We start from the raw sequence: 19,187 nt of genomic DNA on the forward strand, positions 1-19,187 counted from the left end.
TAGCATTGCGAATCATCTCCCTCTTCAGAAAGACGCATCTGTTTGCTGTATTAGCTAACCTAGAAAAGGTTACTACAAAAAGGCACTGTATTAAGTTCGGCAGTGTTAAGTTTTGCAAAATTAAGTTTGGCAAGCTGGTCGAGACCATGTATGCGTTGTTGAGGGCAATCGATATCACAGCCAATGTGTGAATTAGATCGCAAGTTGCGAAAACAACCATGGTACGATTGTAGATATCAAGACAAGAACTTGAATACAGAGTCTGTGAGGAAAAGAGATTATGAAACGCAATCTATTAGCCGCTACTTTTTTAATTGCTCCCCTAGTGTTGGCAGGCCCGGGTCGCGCTGAAAATCCCGTTCACGTCGAACAGTTATTGTCAACCGGGCAATGTTTTAAGTGCGACTTGTCTGGAGCAGATTTAACGGGAGCTCATTTAATTGGTGCTGATTTGAGAGAAGCAAATTTACGAGGAGCAAACCTATCTCAGGCAAACCTCGAAGGTGCTGACTTGACGGGTGCTGACTTGACGGGTGCTAACTTAACTAAAGTTTTCCTGACTAATGCTAGTTTAAATGACGCAAACCTCGATCGGGCAGATCTGACCGCGGCCATAATTAACACCGCTGACGTATCCGGCGCATCAATGGAAGATATGACCATCACAGATGCGAAAATCTACAATACCCAAATCGGCGTCGGCGGCAGCTACGACCAGTAAACTCATTAAAAGAATGGAAAACACCAATTTTGAGGTTAAAAACCCGGTTTCTCTGCTGAAACCGGGTTTTTAGTCTTTGTGTAGGGTACCCCGGAGCCTCACATTTTCTCTCGTATTTCCAGCGAACAATCTGACGTACCCTACCACTACCACTAAAAACCCAAATCAACCGCAATTCGGTGCGCGCAAGCAAACCCAGAAAACGCCACCGCATTTAAACCCTGTCCGGGAAACGTACTGTCACCCACACAATACAAACCAGGCATAGAAGTTCGATTAAACGGCATTCCCAGCAAACCCATTAGCTTCTGTCGCGGAATCGGCCCGTAAGTTCCGTCTTCACGCCCCAAAAAGCGGCGGTGAGAACGCGCTGTCCCAACTTCCATATAATCCAAACCGGCATCTAAACCGGGAAAAATCTTTTCTAATCTTTCAATAATTCTCCCTGCAGCCTCTTCCTTTTTATCCTCATATTCCTGCTGCGAAAGTCCTTCCCACTCTTCCATCCAGCTCGAAGTAAAAGCGTGGACTATGTGATATCCTGCGGGAGCTAAATCCGGGTCGAGCACGGTCGGAATTGACACCAAAACAGTTCCCTCCGGCGCTTCCATTTGGTTCCAATCTTCTAACAAAATGTGGTGACAGGCACTACCCGCAGGGATTACGCTTGCTTCCACTCCCAAATGCAAACTCAAGAAACTGGGGGCTTTTTGATAGCGCTGCTGCCATTTCTTTTCGCTAGCGGGCATCTCTTCTGCAGGCAGCAATTTCTCAAAAGTATCCCAGCGCGTGGCGTTAGAAACTATCCGCTTTGCGCGGTAAACTTCGCCGGTTGCTAGCTCGACTCCGACAGCGCGGCCGTTTTCTGTGATAATTTTTTTCGCTTTAGCTTTGTATTGAATTTGCCCGCCGCATTTTTCTAATCCTTCTACTAATTTTTGGGCAATTTGACCGACTCCGCCTTTGGGATAATTGATGCCGCCGTAATGTCTGTCGGAAAATACCATTCCGGCGTTAATCATCGGGGTCAAGTCTGCCGGTACTACAGACCAGTAGTAGCATTCCATGTCGATAAATTTCAGCAAAGTAGGGTCTTTTATGTAGCGCCGCGCAATGTCGCCAGTATTTTGAGGCAGATATTTTACTAATCCCAAACAGGCTAAAGGATTCTGAAAAAAGACTCGGACGAGATATCCGGGTTCTTCTAGGGATAGCAATTCCATGCCGTTGAGGCAGTTGAAGACGTTCCAGCATTCGCCGTAAAATTTGTGGATTCCTTCGCGTTCGTGAGGGAACCTGTCTGTTAATTCTTGCAAGTATTTGTCATAAGCTTGGGGAACTTCAAGTTCCAAGCCGCTGGGTAAGTGATAGTGAAGCTGTACGGGGTCGGGAATCGTTTCTAAGGTGACGTTGACTGCTTTCAGGGCGCGGGTGAGGAGGTTGGTGGTGCCGCGCTGTCCGAAACCAAAAATCATGGAGGCGCCGACATCGAATCTGTAGCCTTCTCGATCGAAATATCCAGCGCTACCCCCCGGAATTGTATAGCTTTCGAGCACTAAAACTTTGGCTTTCTTAGCGGCTAGCTGGGTGGCTGTCACCAGTCCACCAATGCCGGAACCGATGACAATTACATCAAACTCTTGCTCTGTTGGGCGGGAGTTGGGAGAAAATAACTGGGATTGGGTAGGAGCTGACATTCGGTTAAAAATCTTAATATTTCTATGATTTTACAGTCGATCGCTCCAGAAGCAAGAAGTTCGGCAACGGATTATGTAGCGGATGTAGCGGATGTCAAGAAGACCGAAGTTCGGCAAGGCCCGATGCCCTGTTTGGCCGATGCCCTGTTTGGCCGATGCCCTGTTTGGCCGATGCCCTGTTTGGCCGATGCCCCTGCTTCCCAAAAAAATGCGGGAACAGTCTACCATTGCCGACTGCCCCCGTCTGCCGATCCTTTGAGAGGAGAACACTAAAAATCAATATAGCCTTGTTGCTAATTAATGTCAATACTATTAGAAAAATATTTCAATAAGCTGATGGAGGTTGATCGGCGAATGGGTTCTAACTCATATGTTGCACAATTCTCAAGAACAGGCTTTCCGGCCTGTTCCACAAAGAGTGAGTTTTCTTGTGGGGTGGGCATAGAGCCCGCCCGTGAAAGGCTTATTAATAATGGTGCAAGATGTCAGTTCTAACCGACGGCTGGTGGTTGTCGCAATAGTCCGGCAGTCCGGCGGGGGTTTGAGCCTGTGATGGCAATCTTAAAAATAGTGCTCTTCGGTCGATTCTCAATCTCTGGCTTGTATGCACCCTCAAGGATGTGATAAGTTGCACAGAGCGATCGATCGCCCGTTGGGGAAGCCCTCGAAGCAGATCGATCGCACCGCATAAAATTCCTCAAACCTAGCAATCTCCCCAATTTCCTAATGTCCCTGCAACTGCGCGTTTACGTTCCTCCACATCCGTTAATTAAACACTGGCTGGCTGTTGCCCGCGACGCCGCCACCCCATCGGTACTTTTTCGTTCTGCGATGACAGAATTGGGAAGGTGGCTGGCTTACGAGGCGATTCGAGAATGGCTGCCGACAGTGGAAACCACAGTGCAGACGCCTTTGGCAGAATGTCCGGCGACTTTTATCAACCCAGAAGCTCCGTTAGTTGTGGTACCGATTTTGCGGGCGGGTTTGTCACTGCTAGAAGGAATTCAGACGGTTGTGCCGCTGGCGTCGGTTTACCACCTCGGCATGGCAAGAAATGAGGAGACGCTGCAACCGATTTGTTATTTGAACAAATTGCCGGCGCAGTTTATCCCGGAAACGCGGGTGATAATTAGCGAGCCGATGCTGGCGACTGGCGGGACGATTATAGCGACTATGCAGGAATTGACTGCACGGGGAATTGATCCGAGCTTAATTCGGATTATCTCTGTGGTGGCTGCTCCTCCGGCTTTGAAGAGGCTGAGTGCAGAGTACCCAAGTTTGATGATTTACACGGCAACGATCGACGAAATAGTCAACGAACAGGGCTTTATTGTACCTGGTTTGGGAGATGCGGGCGATCGAACTTACGGCACATGAAGCGAGTAAGTCAGTCAATTTTAGATTTTAGATTTTAGATTTTAGATTGACTCGACAGATAAATCTGAGGGCTTGTATGCCTTTGTGGGTGCGGTGAGTTGTTCCTGGAATCAGTTGCTGAAATATCGGCGGAAAAAGATGACCCTGGTTTGGTAAAAGCAGGCACCGAGAGAGTTAGAATCAAAAGTACAAGTCAAAAATAAATAGCGTTTAGCACTCATTGCCCGTGAAACTTGATTCTGTTCCGCCAAGCTTGTCTGCTTCTGACTCAGTAAACCCCAGTTACGATTTGCCACAACAGCTACAAATACAAATAAAAGAGGTTACTGAGATTTGTGCTGCTTTAACCCCGGAGCCCGCTGAACTCTCAGTGACTATCAATCCCGATATTTGTCAGGAACAAAAGAAACTGAAGCCCAAGCACTGGGCAATTTTTGCTTCGACTTTTGCAACTATTTTTTTAGCTGAAATTGGAGACAAAACTCAGCTTGCGATTTTGCTAATGACGGCTGAATCTCGAAATCCTTGGATCGTTTTTGCAGGTGCGGGTTCGGCTTTGATAGCAACCAGTTTGCTGGGGGTGTTGCTGGGAAGGTGGCTGGCTAGTCGGATTGCTCCGAGAACTTTGGAGAGAGCAGCCGGAGTGATTTTACTGGCGATTTCGGCGGTTCTGCTGTGGGAAGTGTTGGGTTAATTGTCTGCCTGTCGGTAAGTCCTAGATTTCTACAATAGCTAACTAAGAACTAAAAAAACATGGACTGGCAACTTTTGGGAATCAGTTTTATTACAGTGTTTTTGTCAGAATTGGGAGACAAAAGTCAATTAGCTGCGATCGCCCTGGGCAGTAGTTGTAACTCGCCGCGGGCTGTATTTTTCGGTACGGCGTCGGCGCTGCTGCTGGCGAGTTTAATCGGCGTGGGCATTGGCTTCAGCACGGCAGAGGTGTTGCCGGAACGACTGGTAAAGGGACTCGCGGCGATCGGATTTGCGGTAATGGGCTTGCGCTTGCTGTGGCCAAAAGCAGATTTACCGGAAGCATCCGAGTAGGGCAGTCGATTTTAGATTTTAGATTTTAGATTTTAGATTTTAGATTTTAGATTTACTCTACAGATGAATCTGGGAGGGTGAACAAGAGTCTAAAATTTTGCTTTCTCCACGGGAGGAGTTCGCAAGTATCCGTTTTTGCGCTGGTTCAGGAAACTTGACAGTATAGTTATCTCAAATCTGTTAGCCTCGGAGTTTATTCATATCTCTCTTCTCGACAAGCGCGTGAATCAGCGTCAATCCATTGTCATCTGCGGCCCAAGAAATTCTCTTTTTTGAACCGCAGATAAGGGCAGATAAACACAGATTAACGCCGATGAATATCAAATCCGGTGTTTACGATCGCGTTAAAATTTAAAAAAAATTAGCAGCGGGCGTGAATTCATGCCCGCTGCTAAAGGTTGAGTTTTTCTTAACTCAACCTCTGAGGATTGTGTCGATTAAACTTGGTTTTGGTAGCACCAGCCCAGCAGCGTACCGGCGACAGCCAACTTCAGCGCTTCCAATCCAAAATAGCCTTGGTGCAGTAGATTCATCCCGGCGGGGACTTCTGCTGCGGAATCGAACAGATTTAGCTGCATTCCCAAGGCGCTCATTTGGGGTGTCAGGGCGTAGGTGTCAATCAGGGCGATCGTCAGAAGTACCAATGATAATAAAATTGCTGTGCGGCTGCGCTTGCCGAAGTCACCGACTAAATTGCTCAAAACCATCAAACCCGTTGCCACCACGCCCGCACAGATTAACTCAACGCGGTTGAATCCCCAGAACATTAAATTGCCGGCTGTTGCAAACTCCGGTGATGTCGTCATGCCAGATACGTAGAGACTGGGCATAATTACTAGATCCAAAATCAGGCTAACGCTGAGCCAGAAAATTAGGGCAACCATGACAATTGCTTGCCAGCGCGGTTTGATTGATTCCACTCTTGATGTTGTAATAGCTGTCATATAATTAGACCCTCTAAAATTTTCTTCTGCCTTTTCTAGAGTTTAACTAACTTTTTTCTCAAATTCTGTTAAGTATTTTTAAATTAATGGTAACTTTTGTGTAACAGACGCTGAAGAATTGTTAAGCTCACTTATGTTTGTCCTCACCTCGGTTAATTAATACTAATTCGGAAAAAGTACGGAATAAATTAATAATTACTCATAGGACTTATGCACTGCGACCAAAGACATCTGTTTTTGACCCTGATTAAAAACCGTAACGTATTTTTTATAAAAAACCAGGTTTCTGCGTCCAGAAATAACTCCTAATTTAAGTGTATATGCCTAAATTTCAATTATCCTCTTGGTTGCCCCGTCTCCCCCCTCAAGTCTGGATTCTTGCCGCCGGCAGATTCCTCTCCCAAAGCGGCACCGGTTTTACTTTATTTTACGCGCCGATATTTTTTGTCGATCGCGTCGGTTTATCTGCTACTGCTGTTGGGATTGGTTTGGGTAGCGGTTCAGTTTCAGGAATATTCGGCAGAATTTTGGGCGGTTCTTTTTGCGATTCCAAATTTTGGGGAAGGCGGCGAACTTTATTGCTGGCGACAATTATTTCGGCGGCCGCTTCTTTTATACTGGCGGGGACTAATGATTTCGCTGGCTTAATTGCGGGCAATTTACTGATGGGTTTTGGTGTGGGTTTGTATTGGCCTCCAACCGAGACGATGGTGGCGGATTTAACTGAGGGCGAACAGCGACAGGAGGCTTTTGCTTTGACGCGGCTTGCTGATAATTTGGGTTTGCAAGTTGGGATTATTTTGGGCGGTTTGTTGATTGCTGTAACGGGGAATTATCGATCGCTCTTTATTATTGATGGTATCTCGTTTTTAGTGCTGTTTGGGGTAGTTGCGATCGCAATAGCCGAAACCTACAAACCAGCTAATTCAGCCGATATAGTCAAAAAAAATCGGGAAAATGGTTGGATGGTGGCGCTGAGCGATCGAAGTCTTTTAGTTTATGCTTTAGTAAATACCCTGTTCACATTATATATTTCCCAAATCCAAACCACAATGCCGCTGTACTTTAGCAAGTTTGTCGCGGTGGGGACATCGGGAAAAGGCTTTTCTACAGGTACAATTACGGTTTTGTTTGCTTTTAGCACGTTTTTAACTGTGGCTTTGCAAATGCCAGTTGTTAAAGCTTTGAAGCGGTTTTCCCATCCAAAAGCTTTGATGATTTCTGCGCTGCTATGGGGAATGGGATTTATCGCGATCGGCTTGACGGGAATGGCTGCAACTGGCAATCTATTGTTAGCTGTTTTAGGCTTGAGCTTTTTGTCGATGGCGACTGTTGCTTATACGCCTTTTGCTTCTGCTTTGGTGGTGGATTTAGCGCCGGAGTCTTTGCGGGGCGTGTATTTGGCGGTTAGTTCTCAGTGTTGGGCGATCGGCTATTTAATCGGGCCGCCGCTGGGCGGTTTGGCTTTGGATGGAGGTAAAGGGGCGGCGGATAATTTTTGGTTGGGTTTGGCTTTGAGTGTGGGCGCGGCTATTTTTATTTTGCAAAAGCTCGATCGAATGTTGAAAAATAGCAGTCATTAGTTATTAGTCATTAGTTATTAGTCATTAGTCATTTGTTGCTGCTACCAATGCCCAATGCCCAATGCCCAATGCCCAATAACCAATAACTAATTTATTTTCGTCGATCGCCCAATTTGCGGTAAACTTCTCTTAAGTCAACTTGATGGTGAGCCAAAGCAACCAAAGCGTGATAAAATAAATCCGCAACTTCCCCAGCAATCCCCTCTTTGTCGTCATCTTTGCAAGCCATCACAACTTCCGCCGACTCTTCGCCAATTTTCTTGAGAATTTTGTTGTCGCCGCCCTCGAACAACTTGCAAGTATAAGAACTTTCGTTAGGATTGTCGCGCCGATCGCAAATTACGGCAAATAATTGAGATAACATATCCCCTGGCGGCGGTGAAATTTCCCCATCAACTTGGTGAAAACAACTTCTTTCTCCTGTGTGACAAGCAATATCTCCGACTTGTTCGACAGTCACCAGCAAAGCATCGCTATCGCAGTCGTAACGCAGCCCTTTGACATTTTGAATGTGTCCCGAAGTCGCACCTTTGGGCCACAATTCGGAACGCGATCGACTCCAGAACCAAGTTTGCCCGGTAGAGAGCGTTTTTTGCAGCGACTCCCGATTCATCCAGGCCATCATCAACACTGTACCGTCCAAATAATCTTGGACGATCGCAGGCACTAAACCGCGATCGTCGTAACGAATCTTTTCAATTGGGATCGATCGGCTCAAACTCGATAAATCAGTAGTAGACATAATTTTATTTCAACTTGGTAATATAGATTAACGCTTTCCTGTCGGAGATTGTTTTTTTATTAACCGCAGAGAACGCAGAGGACGCAGAGGAAGAGAGAAGATTGAGCAAGGGATGGCTAAATTGTCAAGAACTATTTTACAAAAAATTACATTTTAGGGCGCTCGGTGCTAGTGCGACAAAGCCTAAAAAACCCAAGCTAGTATTGCTACTGATTGGTTTGTACCCTAAAATCTACTAGAATAGTTTCCTTGAATCGACCTAACCTTTATGTTGAACTGGCTATAAAATTATTCTACCAACAACAGACGTTCACTAAGGAGAAAACATTGGTTTCCACAACCTTGAAAACGACCAAATCAGAAGAAATTTTCGCTGCAGCCCAGAAGTTGATGCCAGGTGGCGTCAGTTCCCCCGTGCGCGCCTTCAAATCCGTGGGCGGACAGCCCATCGTCTTTGACAGGGTAAAAGGAGCCTACATTTGGGATGTTGACGAAAACCAATACATTGACTATGTAGGCACTTGGGGCCCCGCCATCTGTGGCCACGCCCACCCGGAAGTCATCAAAGCCTTGCACGAATCTTTAGAAAAAGGTACGAGTTTCGGCGCACCATCGCTGTTGGAAAACGTACTCGCTGAAATGGTCATCGATGCCGTTCCCAGCATTGAAATGGTGCGATTTGTCAACTCCGGCACCGAAGCCTGTATGGCCGTTTTGCGCCTGATGCGAGCTTTCACCGGACGCGATAAACTGATTAAATTTGAAGGCTGCTATCACGGGCACGCCGATATGTTCTTGGTAAAAGCCGGTTCCGGCGTCGCAACTCTGGGTCTTCCCGACTCTCCGGGCGTCCCGAAATCCACTACTGCCAATACCCTCAACGCTCCCTACAATGATTTAGAAGCAGTCAAAGCTTTATTTGCCGAAAATCCCGGCCAGATAGCAGGCGTAATTCTCGAACCAGTGGTGGGGAATGCCGGTTTTATTACCCCGGATGCAGGTTTTCTCGAAGGTTTGCGGGAAATTACTAAAGATAACGGTGCTTTGTTAGTTTTTGATGAAGTAATGACCGGTTTCCGCATCGCCTACGGCGGAGCTCAGGAAAGATTCGGTGTCACCCCGGATTTGACTACTTTGGGTAAAGTTATCGGTGGCGGTTTGCCGGTGGGAGCTTACGGGGGAAGGCGGGATATTATGGGGATGGTGGCTCCTGCTGGGCCGATGTATCAAGCGGGTACGCTTTCGGGAAATCCTTTGGCGATGACTGCTGGGATTAAGACTTTGGAATTGCTGCAAAAACCCGGCACTTACGAACAGTTGGATAAGATTACTAAAAAACTGTCTGACGGATTGCTAAAAATTGCTAAGGAAACCGGGCACGCGGCTTGGGGCGGGCAAATTAGCGGGATGTTTGGCTTGTTTTTTGCGGCTGGCCCGGTTCACAATTACGAGGATGCGAAGAAGTCGGATTTGACAAAGTTCAGTCGCTTTCACCGGGGAATGTTGGAGCACGGAATTTATCTTGCTCCTTCGCAGTTTGAGGCGGGATTTACTTCTTTGGCTCATACTGACGAAGATATCGATCGAACTTTGGCTGCAGCGCGTGAAGTGATGGCAAGTATTTAACGTGAGTTTTAAGGATGTTCATCCTTAAAACTCAGGAATAAATAATTAAAGTCCTTGCTGTTTTTTGGCAGTAAGGACTTTAATTTTTAACTGCTTTATCAAATAAATTCCTGAATCATACAGACTATTCAGGAGTCGCTTTTAATAAGATTTACAGGCTTTTTTAGTAAATCTGCACTGGGTAATTTCAGCTTAATGATGTGAGCGAATTACTAATTAGTAATTATAGGAACTCTCTACTTTGCGGTAGCAATTCCTAACTTAGCTCCCTTAATTCGGCGTAATCGATCCATCACTTCCACAACATTTCCGTGATTGACGCTTTTATCCGCATTCAGCACAATTAATGAGTTCTGATTTGACCCCATCGTCTGTCGCACCGTACTCTCAATCTGGTCTAAGTTGACTGACTTTTTATCAACCATTAATTTTCCATTAGGATCAATGGTGACGGTAATTTTAGAAGGCGAGTCCTGAACTTGAGAGGTTGATGCTTTCGGTAAATTGACGGGTAGACCCTCGGATTTGGATAAAGACAGAGAGGAAACAATTAAAAACGTTAATATGGCGAAGACCACATCAATCATTGGCACGATGTTAATCTGGGCAATAGTCTCAGGTTCATCGGGTAGGCGCATAATTAGATTCTCTTGGTAGTTTTTCGTAGCGGTGACGGTACATTAACTCTAGCTGACCTCCAGCTTCCTGAATAAAAGCAATCTGCTGTAAGTAAAACCCGCGAAACATATTGGCAAATAAGAGTGTAAAGATTGCCACAACTAACCCTATTGCCGTAGAAACGAGGGCTTCGCTAATCCCAGAAGTAACGCCTGCGGCATTGGTGCCCGTGGCATTCCCCAGTTTGAGAGAACTAAAGGTGGTAATTAACCCCAAAACTGTTCCGAGCAACCCAAATAGTGGGGAAAGGCTGATAATGGTGTCAAATATTGTATTGAATCGCTTCAGGATGGGGATTTCTGCCTGAGCACCACTCTCTAAGGCCAAACGAAATTCTTCGATGTTGGGGCAGTCTAATTCTAAAGCTTCTAAAAAAATCCGGGCCAGGGGCAAATCGCTGTTTACTTGTAACTTTTTGATGGCGGAATCGGGGTTTTGACTGTAAAGCTGTAGCACTTCTCGCACGACTCGCCGCTGCCGCCGATTTACCCTAAACCAAAAGGCAAGACGCTCTATGATCAGCGCTACTGCTGCGATTGAGGAGACCAATAGCGGCCAAGCAACAATGCCTGCGGCGCGAAAAATGTAAATGAAAGCATCCATTGATTTGTACTCTCGCTAGCTCGGTTGAGTGATCGCAAGCTGCCTAATGCTGTAATTAGCCCGATCGAAGGTTGGTAGAGTTTCTGCGTCAAGTCGGCACAAGTGATTCAGGCTGCGAATTATTTCACTCAAGCGCGATCGCAAGCGCGATCACAAGCGCGATCGCACTACCTGTATGTGACTATCTTCGTCTGTACCCAAAATGCTCCTACTGCGATCCCGATCGAGATCGCGACAGATTGTTCTGCCAGTGCTTCTTTGCTAAATATTTGCGTTAGGACTTGACAATAATCTTCAATAATTTAAAAGATTCTCAACTAGGTTTCCACAAAGTTCAGGGTTTGTCAAGTCATGCGCCACACTTTTAGATAATAATTATCGAACTTATGGCCAAAAAAGATAAGTTTTACTAATTAATGGATTTTTATGAAAAGCTTGAGAATGTGGAATTTTGTTGGTAGATTAGGGGCTAGAGTATTGCATTTAAGGCGTTGTGGAACCTTGCCCTGCCAGAATCAGAACATTGACACCGCCCATAAGAGCCAAGTAGACGCCCCCAAAGAAAATGCTGATTGGTAGCCTCTAGCCCCTATATCAAAATTAAATAATGAAAATTAATTGCAAGAGTCTTGAACAGGGTGACAGTCTTCTTATAGGATGGGTAGGTTCATCAGTGATAGCAAGCTCAACCCGCAGTTGGTAGCTTGTTTCGGGTGATGTCGGGGAGCCAGCGAGGATGTTGCCATCCATAAAGGAGAGTGAGAAGGCATGAGTTTTTCAAATATTTCGGCGACGCAAAGACAACAACAAGAAGAAGCTCTCAAAAAAGTTCTGGCGATCAGTCTGTTAGCCTCAACCTTACTGCACGGTGTCGCGCTGCCGTTGAGCCTCAAGTTGGTCAAACCTGCTGAATTTGAAGAGGATGCAATTGAAATTGTTGTGCTTGATGAGCCAAAAGTAGAGGAAACCCAGCCAGAGCAGACTATTCCAGAAAAAGTATCTCCCCCGCCTGAGACGTTGAAACCAGAACCGCCACCAGAGCCAACTCCCGCAGAGGAGCCACCGGTAGCGGTAACGCCACCGCCGATTCCAGAGGAGCCACCAGTAGCGGCAACGCCCCCGCCGATTCCAGAGGAGCCACCGGTAGCGGTAACGCCACCGCCGATTCCAGAGGAGCCGCCAGTAGCGGCAACGCCACCGCCGATTCCAGAGGAGCCGCCAGTAGCGGTAACGCCACCACCGATTCCAGAGGAGCCACCGGTAGCGGTAACGCCACCGCCGATTCCAGAGGAGCCGCCAGTAGCGGCAACGCCACCACCAACTCCTATCGAGCCTTCCCCCGCACCTCAACAGGATTTCAATTCCCCAAAAACTCCTCAAACCCCGATCGCCCAGGAACCCGAAACCCCCTCGCCCGATCCTCCAAAAAGCGAACCACCCGTTAGCGACTCCCGCCCCAAGGGTGCTGCGAGTCTCCCAGACTTGACAAAAGATGCTGGAAATCCCAACTCCTCCGACAGCCCTGAAAAAAATAACCCCCTCTCGTCATCTGCTTCGGCGGGTAGCGGGGAGCCTTCCTCACAGCCATTAAATCCTTCTTCCGGGCCATTGGCGCGATCGCCCGGGGCTGGCCCGCCAGTCACAGCTACTAGGCCAGGAGGCGGTAGTAACTCTGGAAATGCGATCGGGGATCTCACAAACCCCTCCTCCCCTGATCGCCCCGGAGGAAGTGCGTCGAACTCACCATCCGGTGCCAGCGAAAATGGCAACATACCTTCTGATGAGCCATTTGCGGCTGGTTCGGGGCGATCGCCCCGATCGCCTGCGGCTGGCTCCCCAGTCACCGCCACCAGGCCAGGAGGTGGCGGAAATTCGGGAAGTGCGATCGGAGATGTAGGAAACCTCCCCTCCTCTGGTAGCCCAGGAGGAAGTGCATCGAACTCATCACCCGGTGGAGGTGGAAATGGCGGCGGGGGTTCGTCACAGCCATTTGGCAGCGGTTCCGGGCCAGTGCCAAAACCGACAAATCCAGTCCGAGGGGGGAGTCCTGCGCGCCCGAACGGCGCGCCTCTGGCCACTTGCATTAGTGGCTGCGGTAAACCTGAATATCCGATCGCAGCCAGAGAACAAGGGCGGCAAGGCCGAGTGGAACTCATTTGTGACATTGACCCCAACGGTAAGACATTCAACATCAAGATATTGACTCCTAGCAAATACAACGACTTGAATAAGGCAGCGATTAAAGCAGTAGAAAAAAGGAAATATGCCTCATCAGAGAGTGGCCTTCAAGGAGAAAAAATATCTATTATCTTCGAGCTCACTGACTAGGGATTTTTTGAGACTCTAGCCATTTGGCTGGGAATTCTATAGCACCGTCCAAGGAATAGCAAAGTTAAAAATTGAATTTTTTGTGAATTATGAATTTGGGAATGTCGTCAGCAATATTAAGTAAACTTCAGCGAGTTGGACTCGCTCTATTACTTGGTTCCAACTTGGGAATGGCTTTGTTGTTTGCCAACCCTCACAGCGCAATGGCAGGAGTAATTACTTTGCCCGATGGCGGACGTTGCGAGGGAGAATTGACTGAGGGAAAACTCAGCGGGCCCGGCAGTTGTCAATATGCCAACGGCGATCGCTACGAAGGCCAATTTCTCAACGGCAAACCTCACGGTCAAGGCATCTATACCTTTAAAGAAGAAGGTCGATACCAAGGAGAATTTGCCGATGGTGAATTCAACGGTAAAGGTGTCCGCGAATTTGCTAACGGCAACCGCTACGAAGGCACTTTTAAAAACGGTGAGTTCGACGGTACAGGAACTTTTACCTCAACTAACGGCATTCGTTACGAAGGCTCCTTTACCAATGGTTCTCCCAGCGGTCGCGGGGCTTTTACGTTCAGTAATGGCACTCGTTGCGAAGGAGATATTAAAGAAGGAAAAGTTAACGGCAAAGGTGTCTGTCAATATGCTAATAAGAACCGCTACGAAGGAGAGTTGCTGAATAATGTGCCTCACGGGCAGGGAATTTATACCTTTGCTGAAGGAGGTCGTTATGAGGGGCAATTTAGTGAAGGACAATTTAACGGTAAAGGGGTTCGCGAATATCCGAACGGCAACCGCTATGAAGGAGAGTTTGTGAAGGGCAACATTCAAGGCCAGGGGTTGTTTACTTTTAAAGAAGGGGGACGTTATCAAGGGCCGTTTGACAATGGAGAATTTAGTGGTGAAGGTGTCCGCGAGTTCGCCAATGGAAATAGCTATAAAGGCACTTTTGTCAAGGGTAAGATGAGCGGGAAAGGAGTTTTCATTTTTGCGAATGGCGATCGCTGCGAAGGCGAATTTAGCGAGGGTCAGTTCAATGGCAAAGGTACCTGCATTTACGCCAATGGCGATCGCTATCAAGGTGAATTCCTCAACGGCCAGAAACACGGGCAAGGTTCCTACATTTATGCAGATGGAACGAAAGTAGAAGGAAATTGGCAACAAGGTCAAATTAAAAAATAACTCTTTGATATACTCACCGTCTTTTCAGATGGGGTCATTCTTGACGCTACGTACAAGATGAATTGCCCGCTGTGCCGTTGCCCCCTCACCAACTGTCACAAGCCCAATCCGACTCTTCGCCTGAAGAAATTCCCGATTGGTGGCGGGGTTGTGTAAAATAGCAACATTGGATGAGATTGAGGCGCAAAGATGGAGTCTCAATCCTGGGCGTTATGTGGGAGTGCCAACGTCAGGAGGCGGAGGATTTTGATTTTGCCGCACAGTTGGAAGAGTTGAATGAGGAGTTGGAAATTCTTAATGTTGAGGCACAGGAGTTGGAGGAACGGATTGCTGAGAATGTAGTGATGCTGTGGGAGGGAGACTGATAATTTTTCTGATAAATCAACAAGGATAAATACAGCTAATAAAAAGATGTACATAGCACAATTAAACCTATCTATTAGTGATATTACTGGCATTGTTCAGACTATTGCAGTAGTTGTATCACTGATTTATTTGGCAATTCAAGTTAAAGAAAGTACAAAAGCAACCAAGGGTGCAACCTATCAATCAATTATTAGCGCTTGTGCAGAGCTTGAGTCACGTATAAGCCAGGATGATGAAGTGGCGCGGATATACAAGTTAGGCATAACAAATCTGGAAAAATTAAATGAGAATGAATTCACCCGGTTTAACGAGCTTATTTGTAGTTTTTTTAATCTGTATGAAAATTTGTATTATCAATATAAAAATAAGTTGTTAGAAGAAGAATTATGGGCTGGTTGGTGCCTAAATATGCGGAATGACTTACAACAAAAAGGGGCAGCAGCTTGGTGGAACTCAAAAAGTCATCTTTACAGTAAGAGCTTCCGTGAATATGTTAATTCAGGAAAATGTCCTAGAAATTAATTTTGCTTGTATAGCATAACCTATCAACTGATATCAATATAATATAGCGGTTCTCACCAACATGAGGTACACTCTATTCTGTGAATGCCAGGATTTTCGAGGCTTTTTCTTTACCCCACCTACCTGAGAAAGGCTATAGTATGTTTCTAAAACTCAAAAAACAAGGCCGGCGGATTGTCTCCTTATTAATGAGTTTTATCTTAGTTTTGCTCCTCAATAATGGGGTTCAATCCGCGCCTCAAACCAGCAATCAAATTCTTTGGGATACCTATGGAATTCCACATATTTATGGAGAGAATAGTAAAAGCCTTTTCTACGCTTTTGGGTGGGCGCAGATGCAAAGTCACGGTAATCTGATTTTACGTCTTTACGGGCAAGCTCGCGGGCAAGCTGCCGAATTTTGGGGCGAAGATTATCTGGAATCCGATCGCTGGGTGCAAACTATGGGAATTCCTAATCGCGCAAATGCGTGGTATGAATCACAAAATCCCATTTTTCGCAACTATCTCGATGCTTTTGTGGGCGGAATGAATGCCTATGCAAAAGAACACCCAGAGGCGCTCACGGAAGAATTAAAGGTAGCATTGCCCCTCAAACCAGTAGATGTATTGGCACACGCGCAACGCGTCATCAATTTTACTTTTGTAGTCGATCCAGAGCGCCTTGAAGATATCGCTGAAAATGATACCCCCAAAGGCTCTAATGGTTGGGCGATCGCTCCTTCCCGTTCTGAAAGCGGCAATGCCATGCTATTGGCAAATCCTCACCTTCCTTGGTCGGATTTATATTTATGGTACGAAGCGCAACTGATTGGCCCAGAAATTAACGCTTACGGAGCGACTCTCGTGGGATTTCCTGTATTAACGATCGCCTTTAATGACAACTTGGGATGGACTCATACTGTCAACACTCACGATGGCTGGGATGCCTACGAATTGCCCCTCGCTAACGATGGCTATCGCTTCGATGGCGAAGTCCGAAATTTTGACAGGGAAGAGAAGGTTTTAAAAGTCAAAGAAAAGAATGGAAATTTGCGATCGGAATCTCTAGTCGTGCGGCGTTCTGTTCACGGGCCGATTATCACAGAAAAACAGGGCAAAGCGATCGCCCTGCGCGTTGTCGGGCTCGATAAACCAGGAGCCCTTCAGCAGTGGTGGGATATGGCACGATCCAATAATTTTTCTGAATTTGAAGCCACTTTAAAGCGCTTGGAAATTCCCATGTTTACCGTCATGTATGCCGATCGTCAGGGGCATATCATGCACTTGTTTAACGGTCAAGTCCCCATACGCAAAAAAGGAGATTTTAAATACTGGTCAGGCACGATCCCAGGCAATACGTCAGAGACTTTGTGGACCAAAAATCATCCATACCCGGATTTGCCGCGCGTTGTCGATCCGCCCAGCGGTTGGTTGCAAAATACCAACGATCCTCCTTGGACAACGACGTTTCCGAGCCCGATCGCACCGGATAAATATCCCGCCTACATGGCACCGCGCGGCCCGATGGACTTGCGATCGCAGCGATCGGTAAAAATGCTCTTAGAAGATGAGAAAATCTCTTTCGATGAATTGATGCAATACAAACATTCTACTCAGGTAGAACTCGCCGATCGCCTCCTCGATGATTTAATTCCCGTCGCACGCCAAGGCAGTGCTCAAGCGCGTCGCGCTGCAGAAGTTCTCGCCAATTGGGATCGCAAAGTCGATGCTAACAGTCGCGGTGCGGTGCTGTTTGCCTTTTGGAAAAAAGCGATGGATGACGATAAGTTATTCGCTAAACCTTGGAGCGAAGATGCGCCGCTAACGACGCCAGACGGGTTGGCAAATCCTGCGGAGGCGGTGCGGGTGCTGTCCGCGACAGCAACCAAAGTTGAGGCGACTTATGGTGCGTTAGATGTGGCATGGGGGGAAGTCTTCCGATTGCCTGGGGAAGCGAATCTGCCGGCAAATGGAGCTGACGGTGCTTTGGGTGTATTTCGCTCAGTATGGTTCGCTCCTGGGAAAGACGATCGCTTATCTGCGGTTGCGGGCGATTCTTTTGTCGCTGCGATCGAGTTCTCGAATCCCGTGAAAGCGATGGCGCTAAACAGTTACGGCAACGCCACTCAACCTGGTTCGCCCCACGCCCGCGATCAGTTGCAGCTCTTTGCTCGCAAGGAATTGCGCCCTGTATGGCGATCGCGATCGGAAATTGAAGCTCACCTGAGTTCGCGCCAGAAACTATAGCAGAAGACAGAAGGCAGAAGTTAAAAGACTTCTGTGCGCCGTTTCCCCTTGATATCAAATCCGGTAGCATCCGAATTATTCCTCTCTGTATTCTCTCCCTCTGCGTTCTCTGCGCCCTCTGCGGTTAAATCATTCCGATCCAACCGGAAACGATATTATCCATCGCGCAACAGCCGGCAAGCATACCCACCGACGGCAACGAGCAATAAGCCCAGCGAGGAGATAGCGTATAACAAAGCCATGCCAGCACCCGCACCTGTCCCCAGAATTGGGCCAAAAATAGCTGCTAAAAAACCGGACGGTTGCATGGCGGGTTCAAAGACGCGATCGGCAAGTGGCCCTGCGATCAATAAACCGATCGCGGACGCCAATTGCACGATAACTGCTCTGGTAGCAAAAACACGCCCCTGTACTTCAGGTGCGACTTTCGCCAGCCAAATCGCCTCGTTGGAACTGCCGAGGATGGGGAAATTGAAAGACGAACAAAATTGAGCGGGAATCCAGATAGAAAGGGCCTGGCCGAAAGCAAAGACTATTTTACTCAAGCCCGCGCCTGCCATGCCCAGCAGATAGCCCTGGATTCGGCGTTTGGGGCCGCCCCAAATACTGACGATCGATGCTCCTAAAACGCCGCCTGCGCCGGCGGCGGAAAGGATAGTACCGAGGATTTTGGCATTGTTGCCGGTGCGTGCCAGAATCATCGGTGAGTAGAGGGCCGCGCCGATGTCGTGAGCAAACCAGAATAGCGAAACGGACACCAGCAAGGCAAGCAGGCTGGGACGCTCGACGATGTAGCGGAATCCGAAGCTGAGTTCTTGCCATAGGTGAAAGCGAGTCGGCTGGGGATTGGAGGCGATATTGCTCCGCAACGCTGGCGCGATCGCGGGCTGGGGTATTTTGACAGATACTAGGGTGGCGATCGCGATTGTAAAAGTTGCCAGGTCGATCGTAAAAATCCCGCTCAACCCAATTACAGAATAGAGAATCCCTGCCAGCGTCGGAGCAATAATACTCGCACCGTAATTTGCCAAAAAACTTAAACTGCTAGCGCGACTGTAATGCTTTTCTGGCATCATTGTGGCGATCGCTGCTGAGTAAGCTAACTGTTGAATTTGGTCAAAAATTCCGTTAACCGCAGCCGCTACATATATATGCCATATTTGTAAGTTGTGGCTGATATAAAGTAATAGGATAGCGAGCGTTAACAAAGCTGAAACCGCATCACCACTCGCCATCAAAAATTTTCGATTTCCGCGATCGACCAGAATGCCAGCAACCGGAGCGAGCAAGATGCGCGGCAATTGAGTAAAAAACATCAACAAAGCCAAAGCTGTCGCTTGACTGGTAGAGTCCCAAATCCAAATAGTCAGCGCAAACGCGGACATAGCGCTGCCAATCATCGAAGCAGTTTGTCCGAGCCAGAGTTGAATAAATTTTTGCATTAAAGAAGCGATTGATAGGATTTAAAATTGAGAGAATCGGGGTTTTTAGGCAGGAGAATGACCGAAAGCATCCAGGATACAAGCCCCCGGATTCATTCCTTCGCAGAC

19 protein-coding genes are annotated in these 19,187 nt (G+C 47.4%); 12 read left to right on the top strand and 7 right to left on the bottom strand.

Features of this window, described 5'->3' with window-relative positions; genetic code table 11:
* Positions 1–280 precede the first annotated feature (280 nt).
* Positions 281–721: a pentapeptide repeat-containing protein gene (locus QUB26_RS11120; protein ID WP_333239135.1), complete on the top strand. Its 441-nt coding sequence runs from the start codon at positions 281–283 to the stop codon at positions 719–721.
* 152 nt (positions 722–873) lie between these two features.
* Here the strand turns inward: QUB26_RS11120 and crtH are convergent, their stop codons facing one another.
* Positions 874–2,418, bottom strand: coding sequence for a carotenoid isomerase (gene crtH, locus QUB26_RS11125; RefSeq protein WP_333239133.1), 1,545 nt, complete (start codon positions 2,416–2,418; stop codon positions 874–876).
* 24 nt (positions 2,419–2,442) lie between these two features.
* Between crtH and QUB26_RS11130 the strand changes: the two genes are divergently transcribed.
* Positions 2,443–2,691, top strand: coding sequence for a hypothetical protein (locus QUB26_RS11130; protein ID WP_333239131.1), 249 nt, complete (start codon positions 2,443–2,445; stop codon positions 2,689–2,691).
* A gap of 218 nt (positions 2,692–2,909) precedes the next feature.
* Here the strand turns inward: QUB26_RS11130 and QUB26_RS11135 are convergent, their stop codons facing one another.
* On the bottom strand, positions 2,910–3,107 hold the full coding sequence (locus QUB26_RS11135; RefSeq protein ID WP_333317962.1) for a hypothetical protein: 198 nt from the start codon (positions 3,105–3,107) through the stop codon (positions 2,910–2,912).
* 37 nt (positions 3,108–3,144) lie between these two features.
* Here QUB26_RS11135 and upp point away from each other — a divergent pair, with 37 nt between their 5' ends.
* The 3 genes from upp (at position 3,145) to QUB26_RS11150 (ending at position 4,842) form a co-directional block, all read left to right on the top strand.
* On the top strand, positions 3,145–3,795 hold the full coding sequence (gene upp, locus QUB26_RS11140) for a uracil phosphoribosyltransferase (RefSeq protein ID WP_333202708.1): 651 nt from the start codon (positions 3,145–3,147) through the stop codon (positions 3,793–3,795).
* Between the two features lie 226 nt (positions 3,796–4,021).
* Positions 4,022–4,489: a TMEM165/GDT1 family protein gene (locus QUB26_RS11145; RefSeq protein WP_333317964.1), complete on the top strand. Its 468-nt coding sequence runs from the start codon at positions 4,022–4,024 to the stop codon at positions 4,487–4,489.
* A gap of 59 nt (positions 4,490–4,548) precedes the next feature.
* Entirely contained in the window at positions 4,549–4,842 is a 294-nt protein-coding gene (locus QUB26_RS11150; protein ID WP_333082112.1) for a TMEM165/GDT1 family protein, read from the top strand.
* 437 nt (positions 4,843–5,279) lie between these two features.
* On the opposite strand, the gene QUB26_RS11155 is transcribed toward QUB26_RS11150, so the two are convergent.
* The gene (locus tag QUB26_RS11155; protein ID WP_333317966.1) at positions 5,280–5,786 is read right to left on the bottom strand and encodes a hypothetical protein; all 507 of its coding nucleotides are present in this window, start codon (positions 5,784–5,786) and stop codon (positions 5,280–5,282) included.
* Positions 5,787–6,106: 320 nt separating this feature from the next.
* Here QUB26_RS11155 and QUB26_RS11160 point away from each other — a divergent pair, with 320 nt between their 5' ends.
* Positions 6,107–7,369 (top strand): MFS transporter, encoded by a 1,263-nt coding sequence (locus QUB26_RS11160; RefSeq protein WP_333317968.1) that lies wholly within the window; start codon positions 6,107–6,109, stop codon positions 7,367–7,369.
* Positions 7,370–7,460: 91 nt separating this feature from the next.
* Here QUB26_RS11160 and hisIE read toward each other — a convergent pair whose 3' ends face one another.
* Positions 7,461–8,111, bottom strand: a complete 651-nt coding sequence (gene hisIE / locus QUB26_RS11165) for a bifunctional phosphoribosyl-AMP cyclohydrolase/phosphoribosyl-ATP diphosphatase HisIE (protein ID WP_333239122.1) — start codon at positions 8,109–8,111, stop codon at positions 7,461–7,463.
* A 327-nt stretch (positions 8,112–8,438) separates the two neighbouring features.
* Here hisIE and hemL point away from each other — a divergent pair, with 327 nt between their 5' ends.
* Positions 8,439–9,737: a glutamate-1-semialdehyde 2,1-aminomutase gene (hemL, locus tag QUB26_RS11170; protein WP_333317970.1), complete on the top strand. Its 1,299-nt coding sequence runs from the start codon at positions 8,439–8,441 to the stop codon at positions 9,735–9,737.
* A gap of 236 nt (positions 9,738–9,973) precedes the next feature.
* On the opposite strand, the gene QUB26_RS11175 is transcribed toward hemL, so the two are convergent.
* Both QUB26_RS11175 and QUB26_RS11180 read right to left on the bottom strand, forming a co-directional pair.
* The gene (locus QUB26_RS11175; RefSeq protein ID WP_333317973.1) at positions 9,974–10,375 is read right to left on the bottom strand and encodes a biopolymer transporter ExbD; all 402 of its coding nucleotides are present in this window, start codon (positions 10,373–10,375) and stop codon (positions 9,974–9,976) included.
* Entirely contained in the window at positions 10,359–11,018 is a 660-nt protein-coding gene (locus tag QUB26_RS11180; RefSeq protein WP_333317975.1) for a MotA/TolQ/ExbB proton channel family protein, read from the bottom strand. The genes QUB26_RS11175 and QUB26_RS11180 overlap by 17 nt, the downstream gene beginning before the upstream one ends.
* A 768-nt stretch (positions 11,019–11,786) precedes the next feature.
* Here QUB26_RS11180 and QUB26_RS11185 point away from each other — a divergent pair.
* The 5 genes from QUB26_RS11185 to QUB26_RS11205 all read left to right on the top strand — a co-directional run bounded on the left by QUB26_RS11185 (position 11,787) and on the right by QUB26_RS11205 (position 17,637).
* Positions 11,787–13,346: a TonB family protein gene (locus QUB26_RS11185; RefSeq protein ID WP_333317977.1), complete on the top strand. Its 1,560-nt coding sequence runs from the start codon at positions 11,787–11,789 to the stop codon at positions 13,344–13,346.
* Between the two features lie 89 nt (positions 13,347–13,435).
* Entirely contained in the window at positions 13,436–14,521 is a 1,086-nt protein-coding gene (locus tag QUB26_RS11190) for a hypothetical protein (RefSeq protein WP_333317979.1), read from the top strand.
* A 170-nt stretch (positions 14,522–14,691) separates the two neighbouring features.
* Complete coding sequence (locus QUB26_RS11195) at positions 14,692–14,886, top strand: hypothetical protein (protein WP_333239112.1); 195 nt, start codon at positions 14,692–14,694, stop codon at positions 14,884–14,886.
* Positions 14,887–14,932: 46 nt separating this feature from the next.
* Positions 14,933–15,409, top strand: a complete 477-nt coding sequence (locus QUB26_RS11200; protein WP_333174112.1) for a hypothetical protein — start codon at positions 14,933–14,935, stop codon at positions 15,407–15,409.
* Positions 15,410–15,549: 140 nt separating this feature from the next.
* Positions 15,550–17,637 (top strand): acylase, encoded by a 2,088-nt coding sequence (locus tag QUB26_RS11205; protein ID WP_333317981.1) that lies wholly within the window; start codon positions 15,550–15,552, stop codon positions 17,635–17,637.
* 155 nt (positions 17,638–17,792) lie between these two features.
* Here QUB26_RS11205 and QUB26_RS11210 read toward each other — a convergent pair whose 3' ends face one another.
* Positions 17,793–19,079 (bottom strand): MFS transporter, encoded by a 1,287-nt coding sequence (locus QUB26_RS11210; protein WP_333317983.1) that lies wholly within the window; start codon positions 19,077–19,079, stop codon positions 17,793–17,795.
* Between the last annotated feature and the right edge of the window lie 108 nt (positions 19,080–19,187).

The organism is Microcoleus sp. B4-C1 (assembly GCF_036705285.1).
Taxonomy (GTDB): Bacteria; Cyanobacteriota; Cyanobacteriia; order Cyanobacteriales; family Microcoleaceae; genus Microcoleus.

What these genes read in the sequence shown, in the direction of transcription:
- QUB26_RS11120 (WP_333239135.1), top strand. Translation starts at nt 281, where the DNA reads ATGAAACGCAATCTATTAGCCGCTACTTTTTTAATTGCTCCCCTAGTG.
- crtH (WP_333239133.1), bottom strand. Translation starts at nt 2,418, where the DNA reads ATGTCAGCTCCTACCCAATCCCAGTTATTTTCTCCCAACTCCCGCCCA.
- QUB26_RS11130 (WP_333239131.1), top strand. Translation starts at nt 2,443, where the DNA reads ATGATTTTACAGTCGATCGCTCCAGAAGCAAGAAGTTCGGCAACGGAT.
- QUB26_RS11135 (WP_333317962.1), bottom strand. Translation starts at nt 3,107, where the DNA reads ATGCGGTGCGATCGATCTGCTTCGAGGGCTTCCCCAACGGGCGATCGA.
- upp (WP_333202708.1), top strand. Translation starts at nt 3,145, where the DNA reads ATGTCCCTGCAACTGCGCGTTTACGTTCCTCCACATCCGTTAATTAAA.
- QUB26_RS11150 (WP_333082112.1), top strand. Translation starts at nt 4,549, where the DNA reads ATGGACTGGCAACTTTTGGGAATCAGTTTTATTACAGTGTTTTTGTCA.
- QUB26_RS11155 (WP_333317966.1), bottom strand. Translation starts at nt 5,786, where the DNA reads ATGACAGCTATTACAACATCAAGAGTGGAATCAATCAAACCGCGCTGG.
- QUB26_RS11160 (WP_333317968.1), top strand. Translation starts at nt 6,107, where the DNA reads ATGCCTAAATTTCAATTATCCTCTTGGTTGCCCCGTCTCCCCCCTCAA.
- hisIE (WP_333239122.1), bottom strand. Translation starts at nt 8,111, where the DNA reads ATGTCTACTACTGATTTATCGAGTTTGAGCCGATCGATCCCAATTGAA.
- QUB26_RS11175 (WP_333317973.1), bottom strand. Translation starts at nt 10,375, where the DNA reads ATGCGCCTACCCGATGAACCTGAGACTATTGCCCAGATTAACATCGTG.
- QUB26_RS11180 (WP_333317975.1), bottom strand. Translation starts at nt 11,018, where the DNA reads ATGGATGCTTTCATTTACATTTTTCGCGCCGCAGGCATTGTTGCTTGG.
- QUB26_RS11185 (WP_333317977.1), top strand. Translation starts at nt 11,787, where the DNA reads ATGAGTTTTTCAAATATTTCGGCGACGCAAAGACAACAACAAGAAGAA.
- QUB26_RS11190 (WP_333317979.1), top strand. Translation starts at nt 13,436, where the DNA reads ATGAATTTGGGAATGTCGTCAGCAATATTAAGTAAACTTCAGCGAGTT.
- QUB26_RS11195 (WP_333239112.1), top strand. Translation starts at nt 14,692, where the DNA reads ATGAGATTGAGGCGCAAAGATGGAGTCTCAATCCTGGGCGTTATGTGG.
- QUB26_RS11200 (WP_333174112.1), top strand. Translation starts at nt 14,933, where the DNA reads ATGTACATAGCACAATTAAACCTATCTATTAGTGATATTACTGGCATT.
- QUB26_RS11205 (WP_333317981.1), top strand. Translation starts at nt 15,550, where the DNA reads ATGTTTCTAAAACTCAAAAAACAAGGCCGGCGGATTGTCTCCTTATTA.
- QUB26_RS11210 (WP_333317983.1), bottom strand. Translation starts at nt 19,079, where the DNA reads ATGCAAAAATTTATTCAACTCTGGCTCGGACAAACTGCTTCGATGATT.